The organism is Streptomyces sp. NPDC104202, assembly GCF_055584185.1.
Genome location: NZ_JBVJMN010000006.1, coordinates 13815 through 32358 on the forward strand (window position 1 = coordinate 13815; position 18544 = coordinate 32358).

Below are 18544 nucleotides of genomic sequence, written 5' to 3' on the forward strand. Positions count from 1 at the left end.
GGCCGCGCTCCGACGCCCCGCGGCCCGTCGGCGCTCCGGCCCGAGCCGCCGGAGGGGAGCGCCTGCGCGCCGGCCGGGTATCTCGTATGACGGAATCGCTCATGCGGGTGGAGTGACGGCCCATGGGCCCGTCACGCGCCCCGACCGGCACCGCGAATCGCGATCATGCCCCAGTGATCAATTCCGCACCCTCACCCGATCTCAACCGCCCTGCCCCGCGCCGCACTTCACGCCGCCGCCCGCTGCTCGTCGCCGCGCTGTGCCTGTTGCCGGCCGCCGTCGCCGCGCCCGCGGTCCCGGCGAGTGCCGCTCCAGGAGCTCCAGGCGGCCCCGCGGCCGCGTCCCGTCCGGTGCCGACGGCGGGCGAGGTGGTGGCCTCCGCCCGGCTCGCCGGCATCCGGGACGACCCGGCCGCCCTCCAGTCCTTCTTCCGGGCCCTGCCCAAGGGCGGCGAGCTGCACAACCACCTGTCCGGCGCGGTCACCACCGAGTACCTGATCCGGCTCGCCGTCGAGGACGGGCTCTGCATCGACACCGCGACCCTGACGGCCGTCGTGCCGCCGTGCGGCCCGGGCACCCGCCCCGCCGCCGACGCGCGCACCGACACCGCCTTCCGCGACGCCCTGGTCCGCGCCTGGTCGATGCAGGACTTTCCGCCCGGCGGCAACGGCCACGACCACTTCTTCGACACCTTCGGCAAGTTCGGCGAGGTGACCTGGCGCAACCGGGGCAAGCTGCTCGCCGAGTTCGCCGACACGGTCGTCCGGCAGAACCAGTTCTATCTGGAGACCATGGTCAGCCCGGCCTCCGAGAGCGCGAAGAACCTCGCGAACCAGGTCGGCTGGGACGCCGACCTGGCCCGGATGCACGCCCGGCTCGTCGCCGACGGCAAGCTCGACAAGGTGGTCGCCGAGGCACGCAAGGAGGCCGACGACGGCGACGCCGAGTTCCGCACCGAAGCGCGGTGCGGCACCGGCGCGCCCCGCCCCGGCTGCGGACTGACGGTCCGCTGGATCTCCCAGGTGAACCGCGGCAGCACCGACGAGCGGGTCTTCACCCAGATGGCGCTCGGCATGCGGCTCGCCGAGGCCGACCCGCGGTTCGTCGCCGTCAACCTGGTGCAGCCCGAGGACTGGGACACCTCCCTGGCCAACTACCGCACCCAGATGCGGATGCTGAAGTACCTGCGCGGCGTGTACCCGAAGGCGCACCTCACCCTCCACGCGGGCGAGCTGTGGCCGGGCCTCGTCAAGCCCGAGGACCTCACCTTCCACATCGGTGAGGCCGTCGACGTCGCCGGCGCCCAGCGCATCGGACACGGCGTCGACCTGGTCCACGAGGACGACTGGCAGCGGGTGGCCGACACGATGGCCGCCCGGCGGATCGCCGTCGAGGTGCCCTTCACCAGCAACGCCCAGATCCTGGGCGTCAAGGGCGCCGACCACCCCTTCGAGACCTACCGCGCCCACGGCGTCCCGGTCGTCCTCGCCACCGACGACCCGGGCGTCTCCCGGATCGACGTCACCCACGAGTACCGCTACGCCGCCGAGACCTACGGCCTCGGCTACCGGGAGCTCAAGGACCTGGCCCGCGCCTCCCTGGAGTACGCCTTCCTCCCCGGCGCGAGCCTCTGGAAGGGCAACCCCACCCGTGACGGCTACCGGCTCGCCGCCGCCTGCCGCCACGACGAGCCCGGCTCGGGCCGTCTCCGCCCCGCCTGCCGCCGCCTGCTCGACGCCAGCCCCAAGGCCACGGTCGAATGGCGCCAGGAGGCCGCGTTCCGCACCTTCGAACGCCGTCTGACCCTCGGCCGCACGACCGCCTGACCTGCCGTCCTTCCGGCACGCGCGTCCCGCCGTCCGCCCTTCCCGGGCGGGCGGCGGTCCCGTTTTCCCCTCGGGCCAGCCATGCCGTCGCCCGGCGGACGTCTGCGAGGCTCCCGATCCGAACGGCCGGCGGGTGCGGTACAGGGCTCCGCGGCACGACGGAGGGCCGCGCCTCCCGGGGGAGACGCGGCCCTCCGTCGCGGTTCAGAGGGGGACGACCGTCGTCTCGGTCGCCTTGACGCTGGTCCAGACGGGCACGCCGTCGGCCAGGCCGAGTTCGGCGGCGGCCTGGGGGGTGATCTCGGCGACGAGGTCGGGGGCCTCGGCGGAGGTGACGAGGACGCGCAGTCGGCTGCCGCTGCTGGTGATCTCGCGGACGGTGCCGGGCCAGACGTTGCGGGGACTGCCGGCGGGCTTCTCGCGGTGGACCGACACCGCCTCGGGCGCGACGATCGCGAGCGCCGGGGTGCCGGACGCCGGCGGGTCGGCGGCGACGAGGGTGCCCCCGCCGTCGAGGGCGAGGCCGTCGGCGGTGGCGGTGCCGGGCCAGGCGTTGCGGCCGAGCATGCGGGCGACCCACGGGGAGCGGGGGTGGCGGGTGACCTCGGTCGGCGTGGCGTCCTGGAGCGCGCGTCCCTCGTCGAGGACGAGGACGCGGTCGGCGAGGGAGACGGCCTCCACCGGGTCGTGGGTGACGATCAGGCAGACGCCGCCGAAGCCGGCGAGGTGGGTGCGGAGCGTGTGACGGACGTGGGCGCGGGTGGTCTGGTCGAGTGCCGCGAGGGGTTCGTCGAGGACGAGGAGCCGGGGGCGGGCGGCCAGGGCGCGGGCCAGGGCGACCCGGCCGGCCTGGCCGCCGGACAGCTGGCCGGGCTTGCGGTGGGCGAGAGGGCCGACGCCGAGGCGGTCGAGCCAGGTCTGCGCCTCCCGCCGGGCCTCGGTCCGCGCCACGCCCTGGGCGCGCAGACCGTACGCGGTGTTGGCGAGGGCGGTCATGTGCGGGAAGAGGGCGCCGTCCTGCGGGACCCAGGCGACGCGCCGCCGGTGCGGGGGCAGGGACGTGACGTCCTCGTCCCCGAGGCGCAGGTCGGCGTGGGCGCGGGGGGTCAGGCCGAGCAGGGCGCGGAGGAGTGTGGTCTTCCCGGCGCCGTTGGGTCCGACGACGGCGATGGTGGTGCCGGGTTCGGCGGCGAGGGCGAGCTCCGTGAAGCCGGTGACCTCGGCGCGCAGGGCCCACCGCTCGCCGACGGGGGGCGGCGGTCCGGCCGCTGACGGCGCCCCGGCGGCGACCTGCCGGGCGGTGGCCGGTTCCGGGCCCGCGTCGGGGGCCGCGGCGGGGCGGGGCCGCTCGATCGGGGTGCCCGTCCACCGGCCGCGCAGGGCGACCAGGACGGCCATGGCGATGGCGAGGAGGAGCAGCGAGACGGAGGTCGCGGCCTCCGGTTCGTCCTGGAGGAGCAGGTAGACCTGGAGCGGGAGGGTCTGGGTGGTGCCGGGGAGGTTGCCGGCGAAGGTGATGGTCGCGCCGAACTCGCCCAGGGCCCGGGCCCAGGTGAGGGCCGCGCCGGCGATGACGCCGGGCGCCACCATGGGCAGGGTGACGGTGAGGAAGACCCGTACCGGGGAGGCGCCGAGCGAGGCCGCCGTCTCCTCGTAGCGCGGCCGCAGCCCGCCGAGCGCGCCCTCCAGGCTGATGACGAGGAACGGCATGGCCACGAACGTGGCCGCCAGGACGGCGCCGGAGGTGTGGAACGGCAGGGTGATGCCGAAGGCCGACTCCAGCCACGGGCCGAGGAGTCCGCGCCGGCCGAAGGCCAGGAGCATGGCGACGCCGCCGACCGTGGGCGGCAGCACCATGGGCAGCAGGACGAGCGAGCGGACGAACGCCTTGCCGGGGAAGGACACCCGGGCCAGCAGCCACGCCAGCGGGACGCCGAGCAGCAGGGACAGCCCGAGCGCCCAGAAGGACACGAGGAGCGACAGCTTGAGCGCCTGCACGGTGCCCGGTGCGGTCAGATGGCCGCCGAGCCCGCTCCACTCCGTCCGGACGAGGATGCCGACCAGCGGCAGGGCCAGGAAGGCCACGGCCACCAGCGCGGGCAGCGCCAGCGCCAGGGGCGGTCGGGTGCCGGAGGCGGCTGCGCCTGGTCGTTTCATCGAAGGTCCCGGAGGTGTGGAGAGGTGGCGGAGGGGCTGCCCGTCCCCCCGGTACGGGCAGCCCCTCGCGTTCTGGGTGATCCCGGACGGCTACGGCTTCTGGAAGCCGGCGTCCTGGAGGATCTTCTGGCCCTCGGGCGAGGACAGCCAGGCGACGAACGCGGCGGCTGCCCCGGCGTTCTTCGAGCCCTTCAGCGAGGCCGCGGGGTACTGGGCGATCGCGTTCCGGTCGTCGGGGATCTCGACGGCGTCGACCTTGTCCTTCGCGCTCTCCGCGTCCGTCTTGTAGACGAGGCCGGCGTCGGCCTCGCCGAGCTCGACCTTGCTGAGCACGGCGCGCACGTTCGGCTCCTGGGAGACCGGCTTCACCGTGATCTTCTGCGCGTCGAGGATCTGCTTGCTGTACTTGCCGGCCGGGACCTCGGGGGCCGCGAGGACGACCTTCAGCTGGGTGTCGGCGAGGTCCTTCAGGTCGTCGACCTTGAAGGGGTTGCCCTCGCCGGTGGCGATGACCAGCCGGTTCTTCGCGATGATCGTCGGCGCGTCGGTGTCGGCCTTCACCTTGTCCATGCTCTTGGTGTCGGCCGTCACCAGGACGTCGGCGGGCGAGCCCTGGGAGACCTGTGCGACGAGCTCCTGCGAGCCGGCGAAGGAGAACGTCAGCTTGGTGCCCGGGTGGGACTTCTCGTACGCGGCACCGGCCGTCTTGAAGACGTCGGTGAGCGAGGCGGCCGCGAGGACCGTCAGGTTCGCCTGGGGCGCGGCGCTCGCGGAGCCGGAGGCGGTGGACCCGGCGGTGTCCTTCCTGGTGTCGTCGCCCGACGAGCAGGCCGCGAGCGGCACGAGCAGCGCGGCGGTGAGGGCGGCGGCAGCGGCACGACGTCTGGCCGGGGTGAGGGTGAGGGACATGAGGGTGTGAACTCCTTGGGACATGAGGGAAGCGGTGGGGCGGACCGGTCGCGCCGACGGCCGAAGTGCCCCGGACGTGCGTGAGGGGTGGTCAGGTGCGGTCGATGTGCACGCTGGTCGACTTCACGCGGGCGGTGGCCTGCATGCCGATCTCCAGTCCCAGCTCCTCCACGGCCTCGCGGGTGAGGAGGGAGACGAGCCTGTGCGGACCGGCCTGGATGGTGACCTGGGCCGCGATGTCGCCGAGCTTGATCGCCGTGACGATGCCCGGGAAGGCGTTGCGCGCCGAGGTGTACGACGCGTTTTCCTCGTCGTCGCCCTGCGCGATCTCCACGGAGAACGCCGCCAGCGACGTGCCGTCGATCACGCGCCGGCCGCTCTCGTCGCGGTGGGTCGCGACCCGGCCCGCGTCCGCCCAGCGGCGGGCGGTGTCGGGGCTGACGCCCAGCAGACGGGCGGCCTGACCGATGGTGTAGGACTGCATATGCGACACCGTAGGGCGCGATCACGCTCATCTGCAACAAAGTCGTGGGAGTCTCCATGGCGAATGAGAGGCGGCTTGGAGGAAGGGACGACGGGGCGGCCCGGCGGTCTCATTCCTCGGACGGAGGGGCTCCGGCAGGGCGGTGGGCGCCGATCCAGATCCCGGAGACGGCGCTGACGTAGCGGGCGCCACAGCGGTCGGACGGGACGACCAGCTGGGTGCCGGCCGCGTCGAGCTCCTCCTCGTCCATGCGGGTCGCCAGCAGCACGGGCGCGTCGCCGAAGTCGGCGTCGATCTCCGCCCAGGACAGCACCGTGTGGTGCCCGTCGCCGCCGCTCACCGCCACCAGGAAGCGCGAGCGCTCCTTGCGGCGGGCGGGGTCGAAGCCGGGGCACGCCACGGCCATGACCTCGCGCAGCAGCGGCCCGACGAACGTGTGGTGCTGCGGCCCCGCCGTGGCGCAGTCGAAGACGACCTCGGCGCGGTGCTGCTCCCAGCGTCCCCGCAGGTCGGCGACGGTGAACGTGGCGGGACGGGACACCTCCCCCCAGACGCTGAAGGAGGCGGCCGCGGGTGCGGCCGCGGACGTCGGGTGGGGTGCGGTGGTCGGTCGGCTCATCGTCGGCCCCCTCGGGCGGTCGGTACGGCGGCTGCGCGCAGTGATACCCGACCGCCGGACCGCAGAACCGCATGTGCCACCCCAAGGCTGCCTCAAGCCGTGAATGTGTGAGCTTCCTACGAGAGCAGCCCTCATATTTCCCCGGTCCTTCGGCCGACGCCCCGCGCCTCGCGGTCGAGGGCGAGCCAGACGCGGTCACGGGTCAGCGGCAGTTCGGTGAAGCGGATGCCGGTGGCGTCCCGCAGCGCGTTGGCGAAGGCCGGGGCGACGGGGTTGAAGGGGCTCTCGCTCATCGACTTCGCGCCGAGCGGGCCGATCGCGTCGGACGTCTCGGTGAAGTGCACCTCGGTCCGCGGGACGTCCGCGTACTGCGGGAGCCGGTAGCGGCGGAACGCGGCCGTCGTCACCTCGCCGCGCTCGTCGACCCGGACGGTCTCGAAGAGCGTGGCACCGAGCGCCTGCGCCACTCCTCCCTCCACCTGGCCCCGGCACTGCATCGGGTTCATGACCTTGCCGGCATCGGCCGAGTGGACACTGCGCAGAATCCGGATCTCCCCTGAGCCGGGGTCCACGGCGATCCGGAACCACTGCGCGTTGAAGGCGACCGAGCGCGGCGAGCCGCCCCAGTGCCCGTCCGCTCCCAGCTCCGCCGCCGCCCCGAGGGCGTGCCCCGCCTCGTACAACTCCTTGAGGGTGACGAGCCGCCCGGCGCAGTCGACGGACTCGGCGCCGAGGACGCACAGGTGCCGGGCGACGCCGGTGTGGCGGGCGGCCAGGGTGCGCAGGCGTTCGGCGAGGGAGCCTGCGGCGAGGAGGACGGCCTTGCCGGCGACGACGGTGCCGGCGGAGCCGAAGGCGCCGGTGTCGTGGCGTACGACGTCGGTGTCGGACTGGCGCACGGTGAGCCGGTCCTCGGTGGTGTGCAGAGCACCTGCGGTGATCTGCTGGTGGACGGTGGTGGTGCCGTTGCCGAACTCGGCGGTCCCCACCGCGATGTCGTACGTGCCGTCCTCCAGAAGCGAGACCCGCGCGTCGGCGTGGTGGCCGCCGGGCGGCCCGGTCGCGATCATCGCCATCGCGGTGCCCTGGCCGACCAGCCAGCCCTCCGGCGCGTCCTCGGCGCTGCAGTCCTCGGCGAGCGCGTTCCGCACGACGGAGAGGCACTGGTCGAGCCCGTACGAGGCGATGAACAGGTCCTCCTCCTCGCCGATCGGGCTGTGCAGGGCGTCCCCGGGGCCGATGACGTTCTTCTCCCGGAAGACCAGCGGGTCCATCCCGAGGCGGCGGGCGAGCTCGTCCATGACGGACTCGACGGCGAAGGTGACCTGGCCGAGGCCGTACCCGCGGAAGGCGCCGGCCGGGACGACGTTGGTGTACACGGAGTACGCGTCGACCTTCTTGTGCGGGGCGCGGTAGACGGCGAAGGACTCACCGACACTGTGGAACATCACCGCAGGGCCGTGATTTCCGTACGCGCCCGTGTTGGACACCACCCGCATCTGCACGGCGGTCAGCGTCCCGTCCTTCCGCGCTCCGACCTTGATGCCGACGGTGAACGGGTGCCGGGTCGTCGCCCCGTAGAACTGCTCGGCCCGGGTGTACTCCAGCTTCACCGGCCGGCGCAGCTTCAGCGCGGCGAGGGTCACGACGTCCTCGGTCAGCATCTCCTGCTTGCCGCCGAAACCGCCGCCGACCCGGCCCGCGACCACCCGGACCTCGTCCTCCGGCAGGCCGTACAGCGCGCACAGCGCCCGCCGGGTCAGGAACGGCGTCTGGGTGGAGGACCGGACGGTGAGCCGCTCGCCGCTGCCGTCCTCCTTCGGCTCGAAGGACGCGACGCAGCCGTGGGTCTCCAGGCTCGCGTGCTGGACGCGCTGCGTGCGGAAGGTCTCCTCGTACACGACGTCCGCCTCGGCGAAGCCTTCCTCGACGGAGCCGATCTCGCCGTGCACCTCGCCCGCCACGTTGTTCTCCACGCGGGCGATGCGGACCTCCGGGCCCTTGCCGGCGTGGAGGACGGGGGCGCCGGGGCGCATCGCCTCCTCGGGGTCCGTGACGTGGGGGAGTCGTGCGTACGTCACCTCGATCCGGCGGCAGCCCTCCTCGGCGGCCTGCTCGCTCTCCGCGACGACCGCCGCGACCCGCTGGCCGACGAAGCGGACGACGTCGTCCAGGACGCGGGTGTCGTCGGGGTCCTCGGTGGGGTGCTCGTGGCGGGCGGAGGAGTACAGCGTCGCGGGCGCGTCCTCGTGGGTGAACACGGCGACCACCCCGGGCACGCGCAGCGCGGCCGAGCGGTCGATCGCCACGATCCGGGCGTGCGGGTGCGGGGAGCGCAGCAGCTTCATGTGGAGCAGGCCGGGCACGTCCACGTCGAAGGTGTAGCGGGCGGTGCCGGTGACGACCTGCGGCCCGGCCGGCGCCGCCACGTTCCGGCCCACCGCCTCGCCCGCGCAGGGCCGTTCGACGTGCTGCACGCCTCGCACCGCGTCCTCGATCGCCCGGTAGCCCGTACAGCGGCAGATGTTCCCCTTGAACGCCCGGGGCAGGTCGTCAAGTTTGCCGTCGTCGTGCGGAGTGCCCCGCTCGGCCTCCAGGGCGGCGGTCGTCATGAGGAACCCGGCCGTGCAGAACCCGCACTGGTAGCCCTGCGCGTCGAGGAACCTCCGCTGGACGGGGTGGAGTTCGCCGCCCGGCGAGGCCAGGCCCTCCACCGTGGTCACGGAGCGGCCCTCGGCCCGCACGGCGGGGTAGAGGCAGCTGTGCACGGGCTCGCCGTCGACGTGCACGGTGCACGCCCCGCAGTCGCCCGCGTCACAGCCCTTCTTGACACCGAACCAGCCGCGCTCCCGCAGATAGGTGCGCAGACACTGGCCGGCGCGCGGCTCCGTGACGGAGGGCCGGCCGTTGACGTGGAGTTCGAAGCTCACAGGACACCTTCCTCGGGGCCGTGGGGCGAGGTGAGTTCGCGGCGGACCTCCTCGGCGAGGCGCAGGCCCATGTGCCGGCGCCACTCGGGGAGTCCGTGGATGTCGTCGAACCACGCGCCCGGCGCGACCGCCTCGTCGATCGCCGCCGCGAGCCGCTCGCGGCTCGGGGGCAGCGGAAACCAGAACCGGAACGGGCGCACGGTCGCCGCGGTGACGGTCACCGCCAGCGAGCCGTCGACCGGGTCGAGCGCCGCCGTGACGAGCGCGCCGGAGCGGCCGAGCCCGTACAGCGAGGCCTGCCGGAACGCCGTACGGCACTCCAGGGCGCGGGCGGGCAGGGTCACCGAGCGGAGCAACTCACCCTCGGCGAGGTCCTTCGCACCGGCGCCGACGACGAAGTCGGCCACCTTCACCTCGCGCGTCGTGCCGTCCTGGGCGAGGAGGAGGCAGCTGCCGTCCAGGGCGGCGGCGAGCGAGATCATCGGCCCCGCGGGCAGGGCGTTGCACAGGTTCCCGCCGACGGTCGCCATGTTCCAGATCTTGAACGAGGCGAGGAACGCCCGGCAGCACTGCTCGAACAGCGGCGCGGCCGGCGCGTCGAGCGACCGCCGCGCGTACCGCGACAGCCCGGCGACGGTGCACGTCGCTGCGATCTCAAGCGAGCCGTCCGGGTGCCGGGTGAGGGGCTCCCAGCCCATCCTGCCCAGGTCGATCAACCGCCGGAGGCCCGGCTGCGGTTCGGAGAACAGGTACGTGCCGCCGCCGAGCCACGCGTCGCCGGGACGCCACGGCTCACGCCTCCGCGCGTCGCGCACGTCCGTGATCGTGTTCAGATCCATCCGTTCCCCATGCCTTCCCACCGGTGCCTTCAGGCCAGTGAAGCCGGGCGGGGACGGGCGGCACGACTGGACGGGAACCCGGAATTCGTCCACCCCGCGAGGGCTGTCCCTGGACGATCGACCAAGAGCTGTTTTCCGTCTTCACCCGGGCATCTACGATGTCTCCTCTCGCATGCGCCTCGTGAATGTGAGTGCGGGCCCGCCCCGTGACCGCGCTAGGAGTCTCTGATGCACGTCGACCACCTCCTCCGTCTCGACCGCCTGGACCTCTCCCTCGTCTGGGGCGACGAGGCGCTGCTCGGCCAGGAGATCGGCGGGGTGACGGCGACCGACCTGGAGGACCCCGCCCGGTTCCTGCAGGCGGGGGAGATCGTCCTCAGCGGACTCGTGTGGTGGAGCCCCGACACCGGTCCGGCCAAGACCGAGCGCTTCGTGTCCGCCCTGCGCGAGGCGGGCGCGGTCGCGCTGCTCGCGGGGGAGGAGACCCACGGGGAGGTCCCGCGCGAACTGGCCGACGCCTGTCGCAGACACCGCGTCGCGCTGCTCGCCGTCCCCGCCCACACCAGCTTCCGGGCCATCACCGAGGCGGTCTACCTCCGGCAGTGGGGCGAGCTCAGCCGGCGTCCCACCGACCACTACGCCCTGCCCGAGAACGTCCGCCTGGACCTGGACCGCGCGCTCGAGAACGGCGCCACGACGGGGGAGTTGCTCGACCGGGCGTTCGCCCACCTCGGCACGCCCGCCTGCCATCTGCTGACCGCCGGCGGCCGCACGGTCGCCCGCACCGGCGCGGCCCCCGCGGACCTGTCCGCCCGGCGGGCCGCGGAAGCGGTACGGGCCGGGCTCGGCACGACGGTGCGCGTCGAGGCGGACGGCACGGTGTACGACACCTGGCACCTCCACCTGCCCGAGGCGGGGCAGGTGCCCCCGCGGGTCCTCCAGGAGATAGCCGAACTCCTCGGCCGTCACCGGCGCCGCCGCGACCGCGAACGCGCCGCGAACGGCGCGGCGTTCGCGGAACTCGCCGACGCCCTGGGCTCCGCGCGCTTCGACGCCCATCGCGTGCGGCACGCCCTGGACGCCTGTGGCCTCGCCGGCGCCGACGCCTACACGGTGGTCGCCGCGGCCATGGACCCGCAGGCGGAGTCCGGCACCGCCGCCGCGCTCGGCGAGGCCCTCCGGCACGTCCCGTCCGTCGCCTTCGCCGTCGCCGACGGCCCCGGTGGCGAGGCGACGGCGGTCGTCGCGCACGAGCGGAAGGCGGCGCCGGAGGTGCGCGAGCGGCTCGACGCGGCGTGGCCTCTGATCCACGCCTGCGGCCCGGACGTCCCCCTCCATGCGGGGCTCAGTGCGCCGGCCACCGCCCCGGAGCAGCTCAACGCCTCGCTCGGTCAGGCCCGTTACGCTCTGGCGGCCGCCCGCGCCACGGCCCCGGCGGCCCCCGGCATCGCCGGGCTCGGCGATCTGGACGGCCTCGGGAAACTGCTGGCCGGTATCCCCTCCGACGTACGGAACGCCTACAGCGAGACGGTCCTCGGCCCCCTCCTCGGCGCCGGCCGGGGTTCGGGGACCATGCTCCTGGACACCCTGGAGGTCTTCCTCGCGCACGACTGCTCGTGGGCCAGGACCGCGGAGGCCCTCCACGTCCACGTCAACACGGTCCACTACCGCGTCGAACGCATCGAGGCCCTCACCGGCAGGGACCTCTCGCGGCTCGACCACAAGGCCGATCTGCGCGCCGCGCTGTTCTGCCGCTGACGGCCCGCCCGTGCCCGACGGTCAGGGCAGGTCGATGTGCACGCTCGTCGACTTCACCCGCGCGGTCACCGTGACGCCGACGTCGAGTCCCAGCTCCTCCACGGCCTCCCGCGTCACCAGCGAGACCAGCCGGTGCGGCCCCGACTGGACCTCCACCTGCGCGGCCACGTCGTCGACCCGCACCCCGGTGACGATCCCGACGAAGGAGTTGCGCACCGAGGTGGACACCCCGTCCTCGGGAACGGCGTGCAGACCCGCTCCGCGCTCCTGCGCGAAACGCGCCAGCGCCGTCCCCTCGATCACCCGCTTGCCGGCCCCGTCCCGCTCCATGGCCAGCCTGCCGCCGTCCGCCCACCGGCGAACGGTCTCCGAACTCACTCCGAGCAGCTGCGCTGCCTGCCCCATGCTGTACGTCGGCACCCCTGCACTCTAGGCCACCGCCCCCGCCTCCCGGCGGGGGCACCGATGGCCGGCCTGCGGTTCAGAGGCTGCGGGCGGTGATGTCGCCGTAGGAGGTCTCGGCGCGGATGGCGAGGGGCGCGCCGGCGCCGGCGCTGTTCCGGAGGGTGTTGGTGACGCGGCCGAAGGCGGTGGAGGCGTCGAGGGTGGCGGAGACGCCGGGGGCGGCGCCGATGCCGAGGGCGCCGGCCTGCGTGTGCAGGGTGACGGTGCCGCCGTGCGCCTCGTCGACGGTGATGTCGCCCTTGAGGGTGCGGAGTTCGGCGCTGCCCCCGAGGCGTCCGACGGCGATGTCGCCGGCCTGGAGGGTGAGGCGCGCGGTGCCGGCCTCGTCGAGCCGGACGCCGGCGGCGGCGCCCTCGAAGGTGACGTCGCCGAGGCGGCCGACACCGCGGAGTCGGCCGGCGGCGGTCCTGGCGTCCAGGCGGGAGCCGGCGGGGAGGTGGACGGTGACCTCGACGGCGCCGGAGTCGCCCAGGACGCGGTGGGCCGGGGAGGGGCTCTCGATGCGCAGGACGCCGTCCGCGTAGTGGACCTGGACCTGCTCGGCGGCCTTGACGTCGCGCTTCTTGCCGGGGTCGGCGGGGCGGACGTCGACGGTGGTGTCGGCGCGGTCGGCGGCGATGAGGCGGATGTCGCCGGCGGCGATGTCGACGGTGGCGGTGACGGCGGCGGGGGTGGTGAACGTCTGCATGGTTCCTTCTCCTTATTCGGTGGCGGGCTCTCGGTCGGCCCGTCGTTTCCGTTGATGGAAAAGCTACGTTGCGTTCGAGCTTCTGGCAACGACTTGGAGACTGTTGAATCCAGTAATTGCAGGTGAAGGCGAGTAATTCATTGCAACGACACTGAAGGTAATGCAACGTCAGAAGGAGCGTTCGTTGCAATGGGATGAAGATGAACGCTTCACGCCCCAGCCCTGCCGCTCGGGGCTACCGGCTGGTACGGTCCCTCCCCATCGACACTCCACCGGGAGTCGTCGACGGCGGTCGAGGGGTGGATCCAGTGACGGTGACCAAGGGCGGGGTGCTTCCCGACGGGCTCGCGGAGGCGATACGGGGGACGGCCGGGGACATCGCCGCCGTGCTGCGCCCGGAGGGTGCCGGAGCGGGACGCGGCGGGCTGCCCGTACCCCGTTCCACCTGGACCGTGGGTGAGGCCGCGGCGCACCTGGCCCAGGCGAACGCGCTCATGGCCGACCTCGCCGCGGGCCACGAGCGGCCGTACGGCGACGGAACCCCCGGGAGCCTGGCCGAGGCGAACGAACGGGCCCTCGCCGGCTTCGCCGAACGGGAGCCCGGGCCCCTCGCGGAGATGATCGCGGCCCAGGCCCTCGCCTTCCTCGACGCCGTCGAACAGCGCGACCCCGACGCGGTCCTCACCACCCCGCTCGGCCGGATGAGCCCGGCGGTCCTGGGCTCCTACCTGCTCACCCACATGCTCGGGCACGGCTACGACCTCGCCCTGGCCCTCGGCCGTCCGCACATGCTCGACGCGCGCCGGGTCGAGCTCAGCCTGCCCTTCATGACCCACGCCATGCCGGCGGTCACGGACCCGGCCGCGGTCGCCGGGCTCACCGCGACCTTCGCGGTACGGCTCCGGAGCGGCTCCGGCTTCGGCGTCACGATCACGGACGGTCGGGTCCGGGTCGACCACGAGCCGCCCGGACGGCCGGACTGCACGATCCTCACCGAGCCCGTCACCTTCCTGCTGCTCGCCCTCGGCCGGATCGACCCCTGGCCGGCGATCGCCCGTGGCCGCGCGCTCGGCTGGGGGCGCAAGCCCTGGCTCGCGCCCCGCTTCCCCCGCCTCTTCCGCGCGCCCTGAGCGCCCGGCCGCCACGAACCGTCACCGTAGGGAGCGCCGCGTGACCGTACGCCCCTCCGGCTCCGACCGCTCAGGACGTCCCCGTGCACCGCGGCCCGCGCCGATGGATGCTGGAGGTATCGGAAGGGGCCGTGCCCCGGTTCCGCGCGGCCCGACGGTGCGAGGAGGCAGAACCATGACCCGCACTCTGGAGTGGACGGTCGGCGTGGAAGTGGTGGAGGACGGCGGCCGCACGAAGGCCGAGGCCCGGCTGACCACCGGCACCACGACCCTGACGGGCCACGGCAGCGCCCGGTGCAACCCGGCGGACGTCGACGTACCGGCGATCGGCGACGAGCTCGCCGCGAGCCGCGCGATGAAGGACCTGGCGGGCAAGCTCATGCGGGAGGCCAACCGGGACATGGAGGCCGTGGGCGCCGGGACGGTGCCCCAGCACACCGGTCCCGGCTACGGCTGGCCGGAGGCGGTGTCCTGACGGGACCGCCGACCGGTACGGGAACCCGGCCGGGCCGCTGAGACCGCCCGGCCGGGCTCGGGCCCACGCCGCGCCGGAGCCCGGCCCGCCCGCTTCCTACCCCTGCCCTGTCGCCGCCCTCCCCGTCGCCTCCGGTGTGCCCTCCGGGCCCTCGAAGACGAGACGGTCGACGACCTCCACCACGCCGTCCACCGTCTCGCAGAGGCGGACGAGGATCGGCCCGAGCGCCTTGCGCTCCAGGGTTCCGCTCAGCGTCACGCGGCCCTCGTCGACGTCGATGTGGACGGCGGAGGGGGCGAGGCGCAGGATGCGGACGAGGACGTCCTCGCGGATCTCCTCCTGGATGGAGCGGTCGCGGCGCAGGAAGAGCTGGAGGAGGTCGCTGCGGCTGAGGACGCCGATGAGGCGGCCCTCGGCGTCGACGACCGGCAGCCGCTTCACCCGTTGGCGTTCCATGAGCCGGGCGGCCTCGACCGCGGTCCACGACGGGCGGGCCGTGACGACGGGGCTGGACATCATGGCCTCGGCGGTGCTCGGGCCGTCCTTCGCGGAGTGCCGGCGCAGGAGGTCGGCCTCCGAGACCACGCCCACGGGCCGGTTCTCGTCGTCCACCACGGGGACCGCGGTGATGCCGTACTCGTCGAGGAGCCTCGCGATCTCCTTGAACGAGGTCCCGCGCTGAACCGCGACCGCGGCCGGCGTCATCAGGTCCGCGACACTGCGGTGCCTCATCGTCCGTTCCGTCCCTTCTGCGTTCCGGATTCCATGGTCCCGCACCGGGGCCGGACGCTGCGCGAGGGGGGTGCGGAGCGTGGCGTGAAGGGGGGCGCGACAGGGGCTTGTGGGCATGACGTGTCCATGGTTACCTCCGGTAAGTCATCGTCGCGTCACGGAAGAAGGACCCCCATGCCCTCTCCCCGCACGTCCGGGACCCGCCGCCTCCTCGGAGCCCTCGCCGCCTCCCTCGCCCTCGTCACCGCGTCCGCGGGCGCGGGTTCCGCATCCGCTCCGCCCGCCGCCGCCACCCCTCCCGGATCCACGGCGACCGCCGGGCTGCGCGAGGTGATGTTCGTCGGCAACAACTGGGACGGCACCGCCGACGTCATCGAGGCCCGGGGCGACTTCGGGCGTGTCGGACGGCTGAACGTCATACCCGACAAGGAGCAGCGGCTGCGCGAGATCCACCTGAACCCGATCCGGCTCGCGTACTTCCTCGGGGTGCGCAACGGCCCGGGGGAGGGCCACGACCAGTTCGTGGACGACATGTACGCGACCCCCGACGGTGCGGCCATGGTGGTCTCCCGGCCCAGCTTCGCCGACGTCGTCTCGCTGGACGTGCGCACGGGCCGGATCAACTGGCGCTTCCCCGTGGCCGGTTACCGCGCCGACCACATGGCCGTGTCGCCCGACGGAACCCGGGTCGCGGTCTCCGCCTCGACGGCCAACACGGTGCACGTCCTCGACATCGCCACCGGGCGGGAGCTCGGCTCGTTCAGGACGGGCGACAAGCCGCACGAGAACGTCTTCACGTCCGACGGCCGACTGTGGAACATGTCCATCGGCGAGGTGACCACGGCCCTCGACGCGCCCTGGCTCGACTGGACGAAGGGCGACCGCAGGATCACCGTGGTGGACGCCCGGACCTTCGAGACCGTCCGCGTCATCGACATGCGCGACCGTCTGGACGCCTTCGGGCGCGGGGACCTGTCCGACGCCGTCCGTCCCCTCGTCTTCACGCCGGATGAGAAGAAGGTCTACTTCCAGGTCTCCTTCCTGAACGGGTTCCTGGAGTACGACGTCGACTCCGACCGCGTCACCCGGCTCAAGAACCTCCCCGGGGACCCCGCGACCGACCCCGACCGCACGACCTGGGTCAACGACTCGCGCCACCACGGAATCTCGATGAGCCCCGACGGCACCAAGCTGTGCGTCGCGGGCACGATGGACGACTACGCCACCGTCGTGGACCGGGAGAGCCTCCGGCAGGGCCCGCTCGTCCCGGCCTCCAAGCCGTACTGGGCCACCGTGAGCGGCGACGGCCGCTCCTGCGTCATCTCCGAGAGCGGTTCCGACCGGGTCACCGCGATCGATTTCGCCACCGGGCAGCGCGTGGCCTCGGTGGACGTCGGCGACCACCCCCAGCGGGTACGGCTCGCCCGCGTCCCCGCCGACTGGACCGGCCCCACGGCCGGCTGACGGCGCCGCGCCCCTGCGTACGCACGCCACCCCTCCGTGTCCCCCGTGGCGTCCGCCACCCCTCTCACCCCCGAAGGGCACCGTGAAGAGAACACTCCTGGGGGCCGCGCTCGCCGCGGCCCTCCTGGCTGCCGGCACGCCGGCAGTCTCCGCATCCCCCTCCCCGACCGCCCCCCTCCCCGCGGCCGACGCCGCCCCGGCGGGGACCCCGGCCGGGGCCGCGCTCGCCGACAGCTGGCAGCCCCCGCTCAGCACCCGCGGGCGCTGGATCGTCGACGCCGACGGCGACCGGTTCAAACTGAAGTCGGCCAACTGGCAAGGCGCACAGGGCTCGTGGAACGGCTCGGGCGACATCGCCGATCCGGCGAACCACCACGACGCGGAGAAGTCCGACCAGCTCCCGCTCGGCCTCGACCGTGCTCCCGTCGCCGCCCTCCTCGCCGACTTCCACGCCCTGGGCGTCAACAGCATCCGGCTGCCGTTCTCGAACGAGATGCTCCACGACCAGCGGCCCGTCCCCGACGCGGCCGTCGCGGCCAACCCGCAGCTCCGCGGCAAGACCCCGCTCCAGGTCTTCGACGCGGTGATCGCCGCCACCACCGCCGAGGGCTTCGCCGTCATCCTCAACAACCACACCAACACCTCGCGCTTCTGCTGCGGGCTGGACGGCAACGAACGCTGGAACACCAGCCAGACCACCGCCCGCTGGGAGGAGGACTGGCTCTTCCTGGCCAAGCGGTACAAGGACGACAAGCGCGTCGTCGGCGCCGACCTCTACAACGAGGTCCGCCGCACCATCACCGACGACGCCAACTGGGGCCGGGGCGACGGCCACGACTGGTGGGCGGCCACCCAGCGCCTCGGCGACCGTCTGCTCACGGAGGCCAACCCCGACCTCCTCGTCGTCGTCGAGGGCATCAACTGGCAGGGCATCCCCGCCGACGGCCTGTTCCACTGGCGCCCCACCCTGGAGCCCGCCCGCACCCTCTCCCACACCCTCGTCGCCTCGGACAAGCTCGTCTACTCCGCGCACTTCTACGGCTACACGGGCCCGAACCACACCGGCGCCACCGGTACCGGAGAGACCCACGACTGGCGCTACCAGGAACTCTCCCGCGACGACCTCTTCGCGACCCTGCGCCGCCAGGCGTTCTTCGTCTCGGCCGACACCGGACGTCACTACACCGCCCCCGTGTGGATCAGCGAGTTCGGCATCGGAGCCGACGAGACCGACCCGAAGGCCCGTGCGTGGTTCGGCAACTTCGTCGACGACCTGATCGCGAACGACGCGGACTTCGCCTACTGGCCCCTGGTGGGCTTCACCGGCCACGGCCGCTGGAAGCTCCTCGACTACGACACCCAGGGCCGCCGCTCCGGCATCCTCGACGGCCCGGACTGGCGCGCCGACGACTGGCGGCGCCTCGCCGCGGCCTCCGGGCGCACCGGCCCCGTGCCGGCCGCGGCCACCTGGGACATGCTGAACCTCGACCACGCCGACGCGGTGCAGTCGCTGCGCGCCCGGGCCCGCGGCGACTGGGACCAGGGGGCCCGCAAGGGAGTCTGCCCGGACGGGCAGCGGCTCGTCGGCCTCGCCCACCGCGACGGCCGCGGCCTCTGCACGGACGCCGGCGCCGCCCGGCTCGCCGCCCCCGGCGGGCCGCTGACCGTCGTGACCGACGAACGGTTCGTCAAGGAGGGCGACTGGGCCGGCGGCTACAGCAAACTCCAGTGCCCGCGGGACCAGTTCATGACCGGCTACAGCGTCCGCGGCCAGGCCGTCTCCGCCGTCCTGTGCGCCGGGGCCGCCCGCGCCCTGCCCGTGACGGGCCGCACGGTCTGGTTCGACCGGGGTGACAACCGTCCGTCCGGCCTGCCCGGCGGGGAGTTCGCCGAGGGCAACTACAAGGGGCAGTGCACCGAGGGCGAGTACGCGGCCGGGATCGCCTTCACCGGCGCCTGGGCCAAGGGCAAGACCCCCGACGCCCTGCTCTGCCGCACCCTGTAGCGGCGCCGGAGCAGACGGAGGGGCCGGCCGGATCACCCGATCCGGCCGGCCCCTCCTCGCGTA

The 18544-nt window shown here is 73.7% G+C and carries 15 protein-coding genes; 6 read left to right on the forward strand and 9 right to left on the reverse strand.

Translation table 11 applies throughout. From position 1 onward, the window contains the following. The first annotated feature begins 242 nt into the window (after positions 1 to 242). Positions 243 to 1826 (forward strand): adenosine deaminase family protein, encoded by a 1584-nt coding sequence (locus tag ACZ60W_RS06005; protein ID WP_469754287.1) that lies wholly within the window; start codon positions 243 to 245, stop codon positions 1824 to 1826. A 204-nt stretch (positions 1827 to 2030) separates the two neighbouring features. On the opposite strand, the gene ACZ60W_RS06010 is transcribed toward ACZ60W_RS06005, so the two are convergent. The 6 genes from ACZ60W_RS06010 to ACZ60W_RS06035 all read right to left on the reverse strand — a co-directional run bounded on the left by ACZ60W_RS06010 (position 2031) and on the right by ACZ60W_RS06035 (position 9764). Continuing rightward, positions 2031 to 3983 carry an ABC transporter permease gene (locus ACZ60W_RS06010; protein WP_469754144.1) on the reverse strand — a complete coding sequence of 651 codons (1953 nt, stop codon included), beginning with the start codon at positions 3981 to 3983 and terminating at the stop codon, positions 2031 to 2033. Between the two features lie 90 nt (positions 3984 to 4073). After that, positions 4074 to 4892 carry a molybdate ABC transporter substrate-binding protein gene (gene modA, locus ACZ60W_RS06015; RefSeq protein WP_469754145.1) on the reverse strand — a complete coding sequence of 273 codons (819 nt, stop codon included), beginning with the start codon at positions 4890 to 4892 and terminating at the stop codon, positions 4074 to 4076. Between the two features lie 91 nt (positions 4893 to 4983). After that, positions 4984 to 5376, reverse strand: a complete 393-nt coding sequence (locus tag ACZ60W_RS06020; protein WP_469754146.1) for a TOBE domain-containing protein — start codon at positions 5374 to 5376, stop codon at positions 4984 to 4986. A gap of 109 nt (positions 5377 to 5485) precedes the next feature. Beyond that, positions 5486 to 5995, reverse strand: coding sequence for a molybdopterin-dependent oxidoreductase (locus ACZ60W_RS06025; RefSeq protein ID WP_469754147.1), 510 nt, complete (start codon positions 5993 to 5995; stop codon positions 5486 to 5488). Between the two features lie 131 nt (positions 5996 to 6126). Next, complete coding sequence (locus tag ACZ60W_RS06030) at positions 6127 to 8925, reverse strand: molybdopterin-dependent oxidoreductase (protein WP_469754148.1); 2799 nt, start codon at positions 8923 to 8925, stop codon at positions 6127 to 6129. Next, positions 8922 to 9764, reverse strand: a complete 843-nt coding sequence (locus ACZ60W_RS06035) for an FAD binding domain-containing protein (protein WP_469754149.1) — start codon at positions 9762 to 9764, stop codon at positions 8922 to 8924. The genes ACZ60W_RS06030 and ACZ60W_RS06035 overlap by 4 nt, the downstream gene beginning before the upstream one ends. Positions 9765 to 9992: 228 nt before the next feature. Between ACZ60W_RS06035 and ACZ60W_RS06040 the strand changes: the two genes are divergently transcribed. After that, complete coding sequence (locus ACZ60W_RS06040; protein WP_469754150.1) at positions 9993 to 11522, forward strand: PucR family transcriptional regulator; 1530 nt, start codon at positions 9993 to 9995, stop codon at positions 11520 to 11522. A gap of 21 nt (positions 11523 to 11543) precedes the next feature. On the opposite strand, the gene ACZ60W_RS06045 is transcribed toward ACZ60W_RS06040, so the two are convergent. After that, entirely contained in the window at positions 11544 to 11942 is a 399-nt protein-coding gene (locus tag ACZ60W_RS06045; RefSeq protein WP_469754151.1) for a TOBE domain-containing protein, read from the reverse strand. A gap of 61 nt (positions 11943 to 12003) precedes the next feature. Beyond that, on the reverse strand, positions 12004 to 12675 hold the full coding sequence (locus ACZ60W_RS06050) for a DUF4097 family beta strand repeat-containing protein (protein ID WP_469754152.1): 672 nt from the start codon (positions 12673 to 12675) through the stop codon (positions 12004 to 12006). 308 nt (positions 12676 to 12983) lie between these two features. Between ACZ60W_RS06050 and ACZ60W_RS06055 the strand changes: the two genes are divergently transcribed. Further along, positions 12984 to 13805 carry a maleylpyruvate isomerase family mycothiol-dependent enzyme gene (locus ACZ60W_RS06055; protein ID WP_469754153.1) on the forward strand — a complete coding sequence of 274 codons (822 nt, stop codon included), beginning with the start codon at positions 12984 to 12986 and terminating at the stop codon, positions 13803 to 13805. Positions 13806 to 13980: 175 nt separating this feature from the next. Next, positions 13981 to 14280 carry a DUF1876 domain-containing protein gene (locus tag ACZ60W_RS06060; protein ID WP_469754154.1) on the forward strand — a complete coding sequence of 100 codons (300 nt, stop codon included), beginning with the start codon at positions 13981 to 13983 and terminating at the stop codon, positions 14278 to 14280. A gap of 96 nt (positions 14281 to 14376) precedes the next feature. Here the strand turns inward: ACZ60W_RS06060 and ACZ60W_RS06065 are convergent, their stop codons facing one another. Further along, a complete protein-coding gene (locus ACZ60W_RS06065; protein WP_469754155.1) occupies positions 14377 to 15012 on the reverse strand; it encodes a CBS domain-containing protein in 636 nt (211 codons plus the stop codon). Positions 15013 to 15186: 174 nt separating this feature from the next. Between ACZ60W_RS06065 and ACZ60W_RS06070 the strand changes: the two genes are divergently transcribed. After that, positions 15187 to 16476 carry a YncE family protein gene (locus tag ACZ60W_RS06070; protein ID WP_469754156.1) on the forward strand — a complete coding sequence of 430 codons (1290 nt, stop codon included), beginning with the start codon at positions 15187 to 15189 and terminating at the stop codon, positions 16474 to 16476. Positions 16477 to 16558: 82 nt separating this feature from the next. Further along, positions 16559 to 18481: a glycoside hydrolase family 5 protein gene (locus tag ACZ60W_RS06075; protein WP_469754157.1), complete on the forward strand. Its 1923-nt coding sequence runs from the start codon at positions 16559 to 16561 to the stop codon at positions 18479 to 18481. Positions 18482 to 18544 lie beyond the last annotated feature (63 nt).

Coding starts and splice junctions, on each gene's coding strand:
- ACZ60W_RS06020 (WP_469754146.1), bottom strand. CDS start 5,376: ATGCAGTCCTACACCATCGGTCAGGCCGCCCGTCTGCTGGGCGTCAGC.
- ACZ60W_RS06010 (WP_469754144.1), bottom strand. CDS start 3,983: ATGAAACGACCAGGCGCAGCCGCCTCCGGCACCCGACCGCCCCTGGCG.
- ACZ60W_RS06025 (WP_469754147.1), bottom strand. CDS start 5,995: ATGAGCCGACCGACCACCGCACCCCACCCGACGTCCGCGGCCGCACCC.
- ACZ60W_RS06065 (WP_469754155.1), bottom strand. CDS start 15,012: ATGAGGCACCGCAGTGTCGCGGACCTGATGACGCCGGCCGCGGTCGCG.
- ACZ60W_RS06060 (WP_469754154.1), top strand. CDS start 13,981: ATGACCCGCACTCTGGAGTGGACGGTCGGCGTGGAAGTGGTGGAGGAC.
- modA (WP_469754145.1), bottom strand. CDS start 4,892: ATGTCCCTCACCCTCACCCCGGCCAGACGTCGTGCCGCTGCCGCCGCC.
- ACZ60W_RS06035 (WP_469754149.1), bottom strand. CDS start 9,764: ATGGATCTGAACACGATCACGGACGTGCGCGACGCGCGGAGGCGTGAG.
- ACZ60W_RS06040 (WP_469754150.1), top strand. CDS start 9,993: ATGCACGTCGACCACCTCCTCCGTCTCGACCGCCTGGACCTCTCCCTC.
- ACZ60W_RS06070 (WP_469754156.1), top strand. CDS start 15,187: ATGCCCTCTCCCCGCACGTCCGGGACCCGCCGCCTCCTCGGAGCCCTC.
- ACZ60W_RS06050 (WP_469754152.1), bottom strand. CDS start 12,675: ATGCAGACGTTCACCACCCCCGCCGCCGTCACCGCCACCGTCGACATC.